The 14525-nt window shown below is 64.7% G+C and carries 13 protein-coding genes; 2 read left to right on the top strand and 11 right to left on the bottom strand.

Features of this window, described 5'->3' with window-relative positions:
- Positions 1–46: 46 nt before the first annotated feature.
- Positions 47–1333 (top strand): O-acetylhomoserine aminocarboxypropyltransferase/cysteine synthase family protein, encoded by a 1287-nt coding sequence (locus ACQ4WS_RS22610; protein ID WP_436479258.1) that lies wholly within the window; start codon positions 47–49, stop codon positions 1331–1333.
- A gap of 142 nt (positions 1334–1475) precedes the next feature.
- On the top strand, positions 1476–1616 hold the full coding sequence (locus ACQ4WS_RS22605; protein ID WP_436479257.1) for a hypothetical protein: 141 nt from the start codon (positions 1476–1478) through the stop codon (positions 1614–1616).
- A 3-nt stretch (positions 1617–1619) separates the two neighbouring features.
- On the opposite strand, the gene ACQ4WS_RS22600 is transcribed toward ACQ4WS_RS22605, so the two are convergent.
- From ACQ4WS_RS22600 to ACQ4WS_RS22550, 11 genes are all read right to left on the bottom strand, one after another.
- Complete coding sequence (locus ACQ4WS_RS22600) at positions 1620–2663, bottom strand: AAA family ATPase (RefSeq protein ID WP_436479256.1); 1044 nt, start codon at positions 2661–2663, stop codon at positions 1620–1622.
- A complete protein-coding gene (locus ACQ4WS_RS22595) occupies positions 2660–4039 on the bottom strand; it encodes a phenylacetate--CoA ligase family protein (protein ID WP_436479255.1) in 1380 nt (459 codons plus the stop codon). The genes ACQ4WS_RS22600 and ACQ4WS_RS22595 overlap by 4 nt, the downstream gene beginning before the upstream one ends.
- Positions 4036–4629 (bottom strand): hypothetical protein, encoded by a 594-nt coding sequence (locus ACQ4WS_RS22590; protein WP_436479254.1) that lies wholly within the window; start codon positions 4627–4629, stop codon positions 4036–4038. The genes ACQ4WS_RS22595 and ACQ4WS_RS22590 overlap by 4 nt, the downstream gene beginning before the upstream one ends.
- Positions 4630–4711: 82 nt before the next feature.
- Positions 4712–6478, bottom strand: a complete 1767-nt coding sequence (locus ACQ4WS_RS22585; protein ID WP_436479253.1) for a vWA domain-containing protein — start codon at positions 6476–6478, stop codon at positions 4712–4714.
- Positions 6475–7446 carry a hypothetical protein gene (locus tag ACQ4WS_RS22580; protein WP_436479252.1) on the bottom strand — a complete coding sequence of 324 codons (972 nt, stop codon included), beginning with the start codon at positions 7444–7446 and terminating at the stop codon, positions 6475–6477. The genes ACQ4WS_RS22585 and ACQ4WS_RS22580 overlap by 4 nt, the downstream gene beginning before the upstream one ends.
- Before the next feature lie 9 nt (positions 7447–7455).
- Entirely contained in the window at positions 7456–7929 is a 474-nt protein-coding gene (locus ACQ4WS_RS22575; protein WP_436479251.1) for a hypothetical protein, read from the bottom strand.
- A complete protein-coding gene (locus ACQ4WS_RS22570) occupies positions 7926–9506 on the bottom strand; it encodes an AAA family ATPase (protein WP_436479250.1) in 1581 nt (526 codons plus the stop codon). Before ACQ4WS_RS22570 ends, ACQ4WS_RS22575 begins: the two co-directional genes overlap by 4 nt.
- 48 nt (positions 9507–9554) lie before the next feature.
- Positions 9555–10706 (bottom strand): ABC transporter permease, encoded by a 1152-nt coding sequence (locus ACQ4WS_RS22565; RefSeq protein ID WP_436479249.1) that lies wholly within the window; start codon positions 10704–10706, stop codon positions 9555–9557.
- On the bottom strand, positions 10703–11884 hold the full coding sequence (locus ACQ4WS_RS22560; RefSeq protein WP_436479248.1) for an ABC transporter permease: 1182 nt from the start codon (positions 11882–11884) through the stop codon (positions 10703–10705). The genes ACQ4WS_RS22565 and ACQ4WS_RS22560 overlap by 4 nt, the downstream gene beginning before the upstream one ends.
- Before the next feature lie 6 nt (positions 11885–11890).
- The gene (locus tag ACQ4WS_RS22555; protein ID WP_436479247.1) at positions 11891–12865 is read right to left on the bottom strand and encodes an HlyD family secretion protein; all 975 of its coding nucleotides are present in this window, start codon (positions 12863–12865) and stop codon (positions 11891–11893) included.
- Between the two features lie 2 nt (positions 12866–12867).
- Positions 12868–14277, bottom strand: a complete 1410-nt coding sequence (locus tag ACQ4WS_RS22550; RefSeq protein ID WP_436479246.1) for a TolC family protein — start codon at positions 14275–14277, stop codon at positions 12868–12870.
- Between the last annotated feature and the right edge of the window lie 248 nt (positions 14278–14525).

The following is a 14525-nucleotide window of genomic DNA, read 5'->3' as shown; positions in this document are numbered from 1 at the left end:
AATGGCTGCGGATTTGACCCCGCATACCATCGACACCGGAGACCACATGAGAATCGAAACCCTGGCCGTACACGCCGGCTACACCCCCGACCCAACCACCAAGGCGGCCGCCGTCCCCATTTACCAGACGGTGGCCTACGCCTTCGACAATGCCCAGCATGGCGCCGACCTGTTCGACCTGAAGGTCGCCGGTAATATCTACACGCGCATCATGAATCCCACGCAGGACGTGCTGGAAAAGAGAGTCGCGGCACTGGAAGGCGGCGTGGCTGCGCTGGCCGTGGCGTCGGGCATGGCGGCCATTACCTACGCGATCCAGACCATCACCGAAGCGGGCGACAATTTCATCTCCGCCAGCCAGCTGTATGGCGGCACCTACAACCTGTTTGCCCACACCCTGCCGCAGATCGGCATCGAAGTGCGCTTCGCCGATGCGCGCCAGCCCGAGACCTTCGCCGCCCTGATCGACGCGCGCACCAAAGCCATCTTTTGCGAATCGATCGGCAACCCGCTGGGCAATGTCACCGATGTGGCAAAACTGGCCGAGATCGCGCATGCGCACGGCATCCCGCTGATCGTCGATAACACGGTACCGAGCCCCTATTTGTTCCGCCCCATCGAGCACGGCGCCGACATCGTCGTCCATTCGCTGACCAAATACCTGGGCGGCCACGGCACCACCGTGGGCGGCGCCATCGTCGACAGCGGCAAATTCCCCTGGGCCGAACACAAGGAACGCTTCAAGCGCCTGAACGAACCGGACGTGTCGTATCACGGCGTCGTCTACACGGAAGCCTTCGGCCCCGCCGCCTTCATCGGCCGCGCGCGCGTCGTCCCGCTGCGTAATATGGGTGCGGCCATCTCGCCGCTATCCGCCTTCCAGCTGATCCAGGGCATCGAGACGCTGGCCCTGCGCATGGACCGCATCTGCGACAATACCCTGGCCCTGGCCAAACACCTGAAACAGCATCCAAAAGTCGCGTGGGTCAATTACGCGGGCCTGGAAGACCACCCGGACCACGCGCTGGTGAAAAAATACATGCACGGCCGCGCCTCGGGCATCCTGTCCTTCGGCCTGAAACTGGCCGCCGGCGAGGATCCGCGCGCGGCCGGTGCCCGCGTGCTCGACGCCCTGCAGCTGTTCACGCGCCTGGTCAACATCGGCGACGCCAAGTCACTGGCCACACACCCGGCCTCCACCACGCACCGCCAGCTCAATGCCGAGGAACTGGCCAAGGCAGGCGTGTCCGAAGACATGCTGCGCCTGTCCGTGGGCATCGAGCATATCGACGACTTGCGCGAAGATCTGGAGCAGGCCTTGAACGCGGCGTAAGCCCTACTTCACGCGGCCAGCGGGGGATTTCATGGCGTAATGCGCAACATGAACTCCCCGCCACCATCGCCGGAACAGACTGCGTCCGGCATGTTCCGCGCCGAATATACGCGGCGCATGAATGCCGTGCACGTGGACGCGCATGACGCGCGAATGGCTGCCGACCAGCGGCCTGCAATGGGACAAGCGCCCGTGCTTCGAACGCTTTTCAGCCGCCACGGCGCTGAACCCGGCCACCGGCGAATTCTCTTGCGAGATCGGCATTCCCGTGCGGCCGCTGTAATGCTCATGTCGGATTACGCTCCGCCAACAACTGCGCCACCTGCCCGAGCCTCTCGTCCACCGCACCTGAGACGTTGAAAAATGCGATTCCCCGCCGCGCCAGCTCCGTTTGATACCACGCATGCTGGCGCGCGCGGAAATCCTCGTCGCGGCGCGTGCCGTCCTGGATGAAGGGGAAATCGGGGGTGCATAGCAGCACCAGGTCGTAGCGATGTTCGGCCAGCTGCGCCAGTTCCTGCTCGGCCCTGCCGAACATCTCGAGGCAGTAAAAATACGTCGTCATGGGCGAGGTATCGCAAAACAGCCAGCGCCGCGCAGCCAATAGCGCCTGCGCTTCACGGCGCAGCTGTTCCCGGCCGATCTTCAGCAAATCATCATAAGCCAGCACGCCATCCTGGCTTTCCCACAGCTCGCGGCCATATTCGGCCACCCAGGCCGTCTCGAAACGCCGCGCCAGCGCCTGCGTCAAGGTCGTCTTGCCGCTCGATTCGCCACCGAGCACGCACACGCGCATGACGAAATCGGCGCGCACGATGGGTGACAGGAAGGCGCTGTGCGCATGCGGGTCTTGCCGCGCCAGGGTGCCAGACACGGGCACCACAGTTCTCGCCTGGTCCACGCTCACGTGCGCCACCGGCCCGCTTGCAAAATGGCGTTCCAGTACCCGCGCAAAACCGGGGCCATAGTCTTCGCTGGTGAATACGGCATCGACGGGCAGCGCCAGCACCGTCCAGCACAGCCAGCCCATGAAGTGGCGGTGCTCGTCGCCATCGGCGTCGTTGTGCGGCAGCGCGCGCGCCGGCATGCCGCGCGCACCGCACAGGGTGGCCAGGCGGGCATCGTCCAGCACGACGATTTGCGCCTGCGGGAACAGCGCGCGCAACCAGCGTTCCCGGCGCGCCGGCTCGTAACCGGGAAATTCAGGCTTGGTGTAGCTGACCACCAGCAGTTCTTCGCAAGCGTCTTGCGCACGCTTGATCAACAGTTCGTGGCCCTGGTGCAGCGGGCAAAATTTGCCGACCACGAGGCCGCGTTTATAAAGGTTCATGCCACTGCTTCCTGCAAATCCGAGGTGTATTGAATGATCTTGTCTTCCGCCAGCAAAGTCTCGACCGTGATGGCGCCGAAAAATGGCGCGAGCAAGGCACGCGCCCGGTCCGCCTGCGGCATGGCGCCCGGCGCCAGGCGCAGCGCGATGGCGCCATCGCCATGCTGGTGCAGGCCGAACAGGGCGATGGCCAGCGGCTTCAAGGCATGCGTGATGTCGATATTGTTGATCCATTCGCCCTTGATCGTCCTGTAACGCAAGGGGCTGCGGCCGGCCAGTCCCACCAGCAAGGGGCCGTGCGGGCCATGCGCGAGCGAGGCATAATCACCGGTGCGGTAGCGCACCAGCGGCAGGCAAAAGTTAAAACCGCCCGTCACCGTGATTTCGCCGCGCGCGCCATCGGCCACGGGCTGGCCCGCACTATCGAGGATTTCCACGTACAAGCGGTGCTGCAGCAGCACGTGGCCACCCGCCTGTTCGTCGTAGACGGCGACCGGTCCCACTTCATTGAGCGAATAGATGTCGAGCACGGGACAGCCGAAGCGTTGTTCCAGGCGCGCGCGCATGCCGGGCAAGAGCATCATCGAGACGGACAGCAGCGCGGCCGGCTTGTGCGTCATGGGCAGGGTCAGGAGTTCGGCAAACGAGATGGGGTCGCCCGCGATCAGCTCGGGCGCCATGGCGTCCAGATAGCGCGCGCGGTCGTCCGGGTCGCGCCAGTCGTCCACGTGCAGATTGATCTTCGCCAGGCCCGATTCGTGCATCGTCGGCGTAACGGAGACATAGGTGAAGCAGCGGCGCTGGTGCCCCAGCAGCATCACCCCCACCTGCCCCATGCCATGGCGCAGGGTGACGCCGAAGCGGCGCAGCGCGCGCTTGTGGAAGGCCAGGTAGCGCCCCGCCACCAGCGGGTGCGAAGCGATCAGCAGCGGGTGGCCCGTGGTGCCCGTCGTCTGGAAATTGATCATGCGCGCCAGGTCCGCATCGTCGGGTACGAAGGCGGCGATGTCGTGCGCCAGCTCGGCGCGGCTGATGGGTGCCACGTCCGCAAGGCGGGCGGGGGGCGAACCGCAGGCGCGGTAATGCGGCACCGTGGCGTAGACCGTTTTGAGAAAATCCGCCAGCCAGGGCGGCGGCGCGGCATCGCTCCAAGCGACTACCGCCTGCATGACTTCCTGCTCGTAGGCGCGCAAGGCTTCCACTTCGGCGCTGAGAAGCTTGTTGCCGCTGCGGTTGCGGTAGACGGGCGCCGCAGGATGGCTGCGCAGTTTTTCCAGCATGCGCACGCCCGCCGGCGTCAGGGTGGGACAGTAGTCGCGGTCCGATTCCCAGGCGCCGCCAGGCAGATTGAGGTCAGATTTGCCAGCGAGCGTCATTCGCGCGACCACTTATCGGCCGATTCCTCTGCCGCCTTTTTCGCCAGCGCCTCGCGAATTTCCCGCGCGCGCTGTTCGGCCAGCCGGCTCGCTTCGAGCAGGCGGCGGCGCTCCGTGCCGCTGATGGCCGACAACCTGTCCGTGGCCTGCGCCACGCTTTCGTCGCGGGGACGAAAACCCAGGCGCGCCAGCACGATGCGCGCCAGTTCCTCGCGCCGCTCGGGGTCTTGCGTGAACTGGTGGGCGGGCGTGGCGGCGGCCAGTTCGCGCGCCGCCTCGCCCAATACCTGCAGCAAGGCGGGCTGCGGCAATTGCTGGCCGATCAACCAGTCGTCGGCCAGCAGCCAGCACAGGATCATGGCCAGCGCCAGCCGGTTGCGGTCCGCCTTCACTTGCGCGCCGATAAAACCCTGCAGTGACGCGGCGGGGGCTCGCGCGCCATGCAGCAGCAGGATGTCGTTGACCAACGCGGCAACCGCCACGGCCTGCGCATTGGCGACGCCGGCGATGCGCGGCTCGGCGAGGAATTCGACGGGCGTGTCGGCCAGGCGGTGGGTTAAGGCTTCAAGGTGGGGACCAGAGATATTCATGGGCCTCTTCTTATACAGTGATGTGCAAATTTAGCCCCAAAAGCAAAGGCTGGGGTCAGACCCGGCGGGTCTGGCCCCGGATTTAAACATAGTGGCGCCGGCTGAACGCCCGCGCAAATTCCAGCAAGTCCTCGTAGCGCTCGACGGCGTGGATATCCCAGCCCTGTTCGCGGCGCGCGCGCTTTAAATCATCATAGGTTTGCTGCAGCCACTTGTGGCTGGCCGCGCCATCCCAGTCGCGTGCCAGGTTCAGGGCCATGGTGCCGCCCGCACCGCCCTGGGCCAGCGCCTTGGCCGAAATATCCCAGCCGCTGTTGCCCAGTTCATCCTTGTCGAACATGGTGGTGATGCCATCGTCGGAAATCATCAGGATGTGCGCAGGCCGTTCGCGCCTGGCCGCATAGGTCTGGCGCAGGCGGTGGATGGGGAAACAGGTGCCGCCGCCAAAAAATTCCGTCAGCACGCCCAGGATCATGTCTTCATCGCGCATGAAACCTGGCGTCTGCATCACTTCGTTCTTGCCGCTCCACAGGGTCACCTGCACTTTCGCGCCGGCGCGCAGGGCGGACAAGGCGATCACGGCGCCAGCCAGTGTCAAAAACGAGGTGTGCGCCTGCGGGTTTGGCATGGAGCCGGAACTGTCCACGTACATGTCCAGGTCGACGGGCACGGCGTCGGTGGCGCGCGCCGGTTCGCGGCCAACCACGCGGCGCACGGTAGTCACGCCCGGCACGGGGCGCGGCGACTGCATCACGGATTGCAGCCAGTCGATGTCTTCCAGCGGGTCGCCGATTTCCCAAGCTTCCAGCCCTTCCATCTGCGGCTCCTGCGATTCGGGCGCGGGGCGGCTGGGGAACGCCACCAGGTGCGGCAAGGCCCGCTCGCGGTAATAACGGATGGCGATTTCATGGTCGCTCAAGTCCACGCCCGAGGCCTTTAAAATGTCGCCCAGCTCGAATGGTTCGCGCAATTGGCCGCCACCCGGCCGGGCCGGCGCCTCGGCTTGCGGCTCCTCGCCCTCAAGACCGGAGATGCGTTTGTCGTGCACGGGATGGATGGCGCCGTCCGCCTCGTCATCTTCGATCTGCTGCGCGCCATACGTCTGGCAGCCACGGGCGGCGTCGCGCGTATCGAGCAGGTAGCGGCTCGGGCTCAATGCATCCGTATCCTCGACCAGGTAAGGCAGCAGCAAGGTGGCGAAGCGGCCCGCCGCCAGCATCCAGTCGTTCGCGTAGACGCGGATCAGGCGCGCACCCAGCCAGGCATCCGTGTCCAGACGCTCGTCGGCCTGGCCGCCCCCCAGCTCGCCCTTGTCCAGTTGCCACAGGTTTTCATAGATACGCATGTACAAGGTCCATACGCCACCGCTTTTAGCGTCAGCTTGCGCCGTGCATCCCTGTTGCAGCTTGCGGTAAATGTCGGCCATGCGCAGATTCGCCTGGCGCTGCAAGCGGTCGTTGATGAACAGGTCCGTGTACAGGTTGGCCACCATGGGCGCGTGCTGTTCCAAAGTGGGCAAGGCGCGGCGCATGCGCGCCAGCAGGCGGAACTGGTCGCTGGCGCTGCCCGGCGCGAGGATGTGGTGGCCGATTTCATGGGCGAGCACTTCCAGCGCATAGTCGTCCAGACCCAGCTCCGTCACCAGCGGCAAGTCCACCACGACGCTCTGGTCCAGCAAACGGATCATGGCGAAGCTGCCGGACAAACCGTGCTTGCTGGCCTCGACGTGGCTGGCGCACAGGCTCGGGTCGCGCAAGCGCGTAAATTTGCTCCACACGGCCAGGGCCTCGGGCCAGGCGGCGCGCCAGCTGTCGATCAGCGCGGTGTCGGCGGTCTCGGTCTTTTTCATGCGAGCGGCAGCAGGCGGATCGCGTGCGTCCACGGTGACGTAATGGCCAGCGTATGCGCATTGGCGGCGATGGCGATGTCGCCGGCCGGCAGGTCGAGCGCGATGCGGCGCGCGCCGATATGCAGGGTCGCCCCATCGAGGTGCACGGACGACGGCAGCTCGTTTGGCGCCTGCTCGAACTCCTGCGCCGTGGCGCTGTGCAGCACGGCGCCATAGGCGTCGGCCACCAGCAGGTAGTGGCGCTCGGCGCTGCGCACGACAAATCCGTCCTTTGTCGCGCGTACTTGCGGCGGCGCGCCGAAATCGCCACCGAGGCCACTGAAGCTGCCGAACTCCCTGCCATCGGCATTGCCGCGCCAGGGATTGCCCAGCAACTGCGCATGCACCTGCGGCCATTGCGCGCCCGGCTCGCCAAAGGCGGCCAGCGCCAGCGCTTGCGGCAAAGTGTCGGCGGCAGCCAGCGCGCCCTGGCGGAAATGCGCGACGCCGGCGCGCCAGGCCAGCACCTGGCCCACGGCGCGCAGCTGCGCCACCGTGGCGATCTGCGCTGCCAGGGCAGCCAGCTCACGCTGCCACTGCGCGGGACGCACGCCCACCACGGAGGCTATGTGGATGGCGGCGTTGCTGAGCATGCCCAGCACCTCGACAGGCGCGGTGGCCAGCAGAGGGGGAAACTGCGGTGCCAGTTCGCGCCAGACGGTGTTAAGGAAGGGATTTTTCGCCGCCGGCCCCGCCAAGCCGTGGCCCACCAGCTCCAGGGCCATGTCGTAGGCGGCCAAGGTGACGCCGCCCGCGCGCTCAGGCGCAGCGTCGGCCACGGCCACTACCAGCGGATCGACGCCATCGTGCAGGAAAGCCCCGAAGGCGGCCATGTCGAGCGATGGAAAACGCCGGCGCGCTTCCGCAGCGCGGCCGTTGAACTGGGCGCGGCCGGTGGCAAGTATCGCCGCAAAGGCAGGAGAGATCATCGCCGCTCCTCAATCGCTGTGCGAAAAGTGCAGCAGATAGCGTTCATCCCCCAGTTCGAACGCGATCTCGTCCCAGTGGATCGCGTACCAGAACCCGGAAGGCGGTGTCATCGTCACTGCGTGCAGGGAAAAACCGCCCAGCGCGTCGTCGAGCGACGCCAGGAAGGTGGCCACCAGCTGCGTGCGAAAGCGCCCGGGTGGCGCCGCCTGCATGTGCTGCGACGAGAAAAACCAGCGCTGGCACACCTGCTCCAGGTGCGCGCGCCCGCACGGCGCCGCATTGACCTGCCACAAGGCTGCCGGCAAGTCGCGTGCCGGTACGATGACGTGCAAGGCATAATCTTCCACGCGCAAGCCCAGCGCCGTGGTCAAATTGGGCGCAGCGGGCAGGCGCTGCAACTCGTAGCTGGCGCACAGGTCGCTGGCTTCACTGTTCAGTAGAGCCAGCGCTTCCAGGAAGCCTTGACAATGCAGGACGCTCATTGCGAACGCAGCCAACTGCGGTAATTCGTATAGCGCTGATGCAGGTACTTGAGCTTGAGCAGGTCGTCGTACAGGGGGCCGTACAGCTTGCGCCCTTTGGTGCGTTCGCCGATCAGCTTTTCGATGCGGTTCAGGCGCGCCAGGGTTTCGCGCTCGCTGACGCCATCGAGGCCCAGGTCGAATTCGGCGGACAGCACGCCGACAGGATCGTCGCGGTCCAGGTCCAGGCGGTTGAATTCATCGTTCGACAAATCGAACAAACGGCGCAGCCAGCCCAGTCTGTCGCTGCGGTAGGCGGCGTTTTCCGGCAGCGCGAAAAAGGGTGCATCCGGGTCCGGCTGCAGCTTGTTATGCAGGACGAACGGCAGCACCTGGCGCAAGTCTTCCAGCGCCACCTCGCCATTGCCGCGGAAATAGGCCATGGCCTTGGCGTAGATCATGAGCGCCATCAGGGTGCGCACGGAAATGCCGTTGAGGGTCTGGCAGCCCAGGTCCTTCAGGCGGTCGCGCCCATTGTCGGCCGCCTGCGCGGCGCCCCGGTCGGCGCCAGCCAGGCGGGCCGTATCCTTGGTCATGTATTCGAACTGGCCGCCGGCCGTCTCGAACAGCTCGAACTGGCTGGCGAAAAATTCCAGGCGGCGGCGCACGGCGTCCGGTATGCCCACCTGGCGGATCGCTTCGCCTATTTGATCCACTTCGCCTTCCGTGAAGATGATCTCGGGCGGCACCAGCTCTTCGGGCCGCACGTTTTCTTCCACGCGCAGCAGCAACTCGTTCAGGAAACGCGGATTGAACGCCAGCGCCTGTACCGTCACGTCGACCCGGTCGCGCAGCGCTTCGATCACCTGATAGGTGCCGCCGCCCTGGTCGTCGTTGGCCGTCAGATACCAGGCCGCTTCCGGGCATTCGTAAATATGGTTCAGCACTTCCGCGTAATTGTCGCCCATGACGGTGAGCAGCGCGCTTTGCGTACGCGTGGGGATGCGGTTGTATTCATCGACGATTTTCACGCGCATGCCCAGCCAGGCGCGCCAGGCGATGCGGATATCGTCCATGCTTTGCGCGTTCACCAGATCAAACGGCAGCGGATTGCCCAGCAAATCTGCCACCGTCATCTGCGGGTGGCCATGCTGCATGGCGCGCTTGACTTCCTTGACGGTGGAACCGGCCAGCACGCCCATCAGCAAGGCGCTGGCCGTCTTGCCCCGCCCCGGCCCGCCGACGAACAGGCATTTGCGGCGCGTGGCAAAGGTCAGCAGGGGCAGCAAAATAAAACTCGAATAGCTTTGCGCCGACGGCAAATTCAGGGTGCGCCGGCTGTCGCCCACGGAATACGTCTGCGACGGCCCATCGTTGTACTCGATATCGTAATGGGGACTGATGATGGCGTGATTGACGATCCAGAAATACGCCTGGCGCAGCTTTTCATCGAAGGGCCGAGCTTGCGCCTCGCCTTCTGCTCCCAGCGCGATGGGTCCCTGATACAGGTCCGCCACGTCGAACTGCCGCGCGGCGGGTGCCGCCTTGGGTTTGGTGGGGGCTTGCGAAAGACGCTGGAACAAATTAAAGGCTGACATGATGGACAGGCAACGTGGCGGAAACGAAATTATTACATATCGGCCCCATTACGCCTTGTTCAAATCAACAACGCTTTCATCCATCCTGCGCCAGCGCCACCAGCCCAGCGCCACGCAGGCCACCAGCAAGCACAGCAAGCCCGCCACTTCATGGCGGATTTCATACAGCGAGGCGCCCATCTGGTTGAGCGCGACAAAGCCCTGGATGCCGGCCGTGGATGGCAGCAGCCAGCGCAGCCATTGCAGCACGACGGGCATGGATGAGACGGGCCAGGTCAGGCCCGCCAGGAACAGCACCGGCATCGAGGTGGCGATCATCAGCTGCGTGCCCCGTTCGCGCGTGCGGAACAGCATGCCCAGCAGCATGCCGAAGGCCGCTTCCGCCAGAGAGAACAGCACGAGCAGCAAGAGCATGCCGCCAAAGTTGCCGCCACGGGGGTAATCCTGGAACCAGAAGACGAAACCGAAGAAATAGCAGCAGTTGAGGAACGCCACGCAGGCAAACGCCAGCAGCATGCCCATATACCCACCCGCCGTGCGCTTGCCCGCCAGGGGAAAACTCTTGCGCTGATACCAAGTACCGAACAGCATGGTCATGCCGATCAGCAAGGTCTGCTGTACGATCAACGTCGCCACGCCGGGCACGACATACGCGCCATAGCCTTCCTTGACGTTAAACAGGGGCACGGCGGTTAAGACGATGGGCGAGCGCTGCTGGTTTGCCTGGACGCTGGACGGCGTGCCGGCGCCCAAACGCTTGAGTTCAATACCAGCCGACACCGTACCCACCACTTCAGCCAGGCCATTCAAGGCCACCTTATTCAGCATCAAATACAAGCCATTGCCCGCCACCTGCGCATGGGCGGCGCGGCCGGCCAGCACGTCCGTCTGCAAGCCCTCGGGCAGGATCAATACGCCCATGACCTTGTCGCGCCACAGCAAATCTTGCGCGATGGGCAAGTCCGGCGTGACGGCGATCACCTGCAAGGAGGGATGGGCCATGGCGAAGCGCGTCAGCTGGCGCGACATGGCGCTGCGGTCCTGGTCGACGACCGCCACGGGCACGCGCTGGACGATTTCCGTCGAGTACGGCAAAGGATAAAAGAACGAATAAATGATGCCGCCGATGAACAGCAAGGTCAGCGCGCCCTTGTCCGTCAGCATGGCGCGCCAGGTGGCGAGAAAGGATTGCCACATCATGCGCGCCCCCAGGCCGCAGGCGCATTCGCGCGGCGCGCCAGCAGGAAGACGCCCACGGCGCCGCAGCCGATGGCGATACCGGCCAGTATCAGCATTTCCTGTACGCCATAGCGCCACGGCGCGCCGGCCAGCCAGTATTTGGTTTGCAGTTGCAGATAATGCGTGAGCGGCAAGGCTTCCGCCCAGGCGCGCGCCGGCGCCGGCATGGCCATCAGGGGAAAGGCCTGGCCCGCAAAGGCGAAGGCCGGCGCCGTGATGAAGGCGGCGCCCGACAGGGCCAACCGCAGGGACAGAGTGGCGGCAATCAGCAAGGTGGCCAGACCACAATAGGCCAGCACCAGCAACAGCATACTCAGCAGCAAGGCCGGCAAGCTGCCCGCCACGGCCCAGCCACGCGCCAGGCTGAAGAACAGCAAGTACAGCAGCGCCAGCGCAGTGTAAGAAATGAGGGGAAACAGCAGCTTGGCACCGATGGCGCGCAGCCAGCTGCCATGTGCCGAGACCAGCCATTGCGGCACGGTGCCGTCGCGCAACTCGCGTCCGATGGAGGTGACGACGGCGACGACGATGAAAATCTGCAGCATGGCCGGCATCAGGGCCAGGGTCAAAAACGCTTCATAACTGGTGTTTTCATTGTACAAACTGTTCAGTGTCGTGCGTATCGGTTCGAACTGGGCCGCTGCCTGCCCCCCCGACATGCCCTTTTTCACCCGCGCCGTCATCTCGATGCCGGCCGACAAGGTCGTGCTGACCGTGCGCACGTCGCGCAGCAAGGCGCCCGCGTGCGAGGAAAACTGCGCGTTGTACAGCCACTGCACGGTGGCTTGGCGGCCACCCAGCAGTTTCTGTTCGAAATCGTTCGGGATCAGCAGATAGCCGAACGCCGTGCGTTCGCGCAGCCGGTGCAGGGCTTCGTCGCTGGACGCCACTTTCGCCGCCACCTGGACGCCGGGAGAAGCGTCGAGCCAGCGCGTCAGCTGGCGCGACAAGGTGGAGTTATCGTTATCGATGACGACGATGGGCAAGTCGCGCGCGATGCCGGCGGAAAACACCAGCCACAACATGCCGCACAGCACGACGGGAATCCAGCTGAGCATGCCCATATCCCAGAAGTCGCCGCGCAAGCGCCGCCACTCGCGCGCCAGCGCCGCCGGCTGCTCTTTGTCAATCTCGCTCATCGGCTATCAGAGCGGTGGAAAAACGACCGACATGCCCGGACGCAAGCCCTCGACCTTGATGGCGGGGCGCAAGCGGATTTCAAACGTGCGCAAGTCCGTACCACCCGGACGCGCCGCGCGCCACGTGGCAAAGTCCGGCAGCACGGCCACGGAGCTGACCTTGAAGCTCACTTGCTGTTTCAACGCCGGCACATTGGCCGTATGCGTGCTGCCCATGCCAAACGCCGCCATCTCATCTTCGCGCACTTGCAGCACGGCCCAGGCGTCGTCGAGGTTCACGAGAGTGATGACGGGGAAACCTTGTGGCGCCAGTTCGCCCGGCTGGATCTGGATCTTGCTGACCTGGCCTGCCACCGGCGCGGCGATCTTCGTTTCGGCCAGGGCGATCTGCGCTTCCGTCAGCACGGCGCCCACCTGGCGCGCCTGGGCGGCGGCGGCCGTCTTGTCTTCCGGACGGGCGCCCGTTTGCGCCATGTCATACTGCGCGCGGGCAGCTTGCGCCAGCTGGTCTGCGGCGCGCCATTGCGCTTGCGCCTCGTCACGTTTCTGCTGGGCAATTACGCCTTGCTCGTACATATTGTTGACGCGGGTATACGTGGTTTTGGCGATGGTGGCCCCCGTTTGCGCCCGCTCCCAGTTGGCTTTGGCGGCACGGACTTCTTCCGGACGCGCGCCCGCTTGCGCCTTTTGCGCCACGGCATCGGCTGCCTGCGTGGCGGCCGTCGCTTGCGCGATCTTCGCATCCACTTCCGGGCTCGTCAGCTGGAACAGCAGCTCGCCTTTCGGCACCGTCTGGCCCAGCTTGACGTACAGCTCGCCCACCCTGCCCGGCACTTTCGACGAGACATTGACTTCCTGCGCATCCATCTGTCCCTGCAAAGGCAGGCGCTGCGGCTGGAACGCCTGGTACAGGCCCCAGCCCACGAAGGCGAGAACGATGACTGCGGCGACTATGGCCAAGGGTTTTTTGGAATTACTCATTATTAGTTGTCCACAGGTAATTGGATATCGGCCGCGGCCGCCAGGCTGCCCAGACGCTGCGTCTCGCCCGTCGCTTCCAGCAATTGCGCCAGCCCCATCACATAGTTATAGGCCGTCTGCGCGCGCTGGGTTTCCACCTTCGCCAGGTTCAGGCGCGCATCGACCACTTCCAGCGACGTCACTTGCCCTTGTTGGAAGGCCACTGTTTGCAAGCGGATATTTTCGCGCGCCAGCTCCACCGACGAGGCCGTGGACAGATACTGGATGCGGGCGTTTTCCAGCGCGCGCCAGTTTTTCTCGATCAGGGTGGGAATGTCGCGCTCGGCCTGGCGCGCCACCACTTCCACCCGTTCCTGGTCGAGCTTGGCGGCGGCGATCATCTTGCCCGTATTGATGCGGTGCACGAGGGGCACGGACACGACCAGGCCGATGGCCCAGTTCGAGCGCACGAGTTTTTCGTTGCCGCGATTCAAATTGTAATTACCGATGGCAAACACGGTGGGCGCATATTCCTTGCCATGCAGCTTCAAGGCTTGCTCGGCCTGCACGCGCTTGCTGTCGATCTTTTTCCAGTTCGCATTTTCGCGCATGCCCGTACTGATGAACGATTGCAGAGTACCCACCGGCAAGCTGTTGACGAACAGCGGCGTGCTGGGCAGCACTTGCGCGTTGACGGCGAGCAAACGGTCGAGCGCCACCTGGGCGATTTCCTCGTCGCTGCGCGCCTGCGCTTCCTCGCTGCGGGCGCTGTCCAGGGCCACGTCGGCGCGCAAGCGTTCCGCGCGCGAAATCAGGCCGCCCTTTTCCAGCTTGGCCGCGTCGCGCTGATGCTGCGTCACGCCGGCCGTCACTTCGGCCCGCACGGCCACCACCCGCTTGGCCAGCAACAACTGGAAATAGCGCTGCGCCACCAGGGTGGCCAGCTGTTCTTCCGCTTCCGTGTGCTCGGCCTGCGCGGCCAGGGTCAGGCTGGAAGCGAGGCCCTTGACGGCGTCCAGGCGCCCGCCCGTGTAGATGGGCCACATGCCCAGCAAGCCGAACGAGGTCAGGTCCGTCACCACTTCACGGTTCAGGGAATTGGGAATGTGCGGCGTGGGCAAGCCGGGAATCGGCGGCAGCACCGATTCGATGCCGCCCACCACGCCGGACAAGCCGCTCGTATCGATACTCAAGTCCGTCGACAAACGGCCGCGAAACGCCGTCAAGTCCACCGACGGGCCATCGATATTCGACAGCGCCTCGGCCTTTAATGTTTTGGCGCGCACGTCGAGCGCGGCGCCCTGCACGGCGCCCGAAGCCTTGGCCGCTTGCTGCAGCGCTTCGTTAAATGTCAGCGGTTGCGCCACGGCGGGCAGGGCCGCGCCCAGCGCGCTCGCCAGCAATAATGATAAGTGTCCTTGCAATCTGCCCATGTAGCGTCCAGTCAATGAATGAGGGGAAAGCACGGGGTTGCCATGTTTATACTTTCACAATAGCAATTATATCCACGGATGTCTATTTCTGCCTACACTATTGGTTACGGAAGCTGACAATCGAGTAGGGAGCTGAGTTACCTCAGCCGCCCTCTCACACCACCGTACGTGCGGTTCCGCATACGGCGGTTCATTTCACAAGCTGGAAGCGCTGCTGGGTGTCCAGCAGCGAAACTAACCCCAGCGCG

It is taken from the genome of Janthinobacterium leeuwenhoeki, from assembly GCF_051380795.1.
Classification (GTDB): Bacteria; Pseudomonadota; Gammaproteobacteria; order Burkholderiales; family Burkholderiaceae_D; genus Janthinobacterium.
Note: the sequence above shows the minus strand (reverse complement) of the source record. Positions and strands in the feature narration are given on the sequence as shown.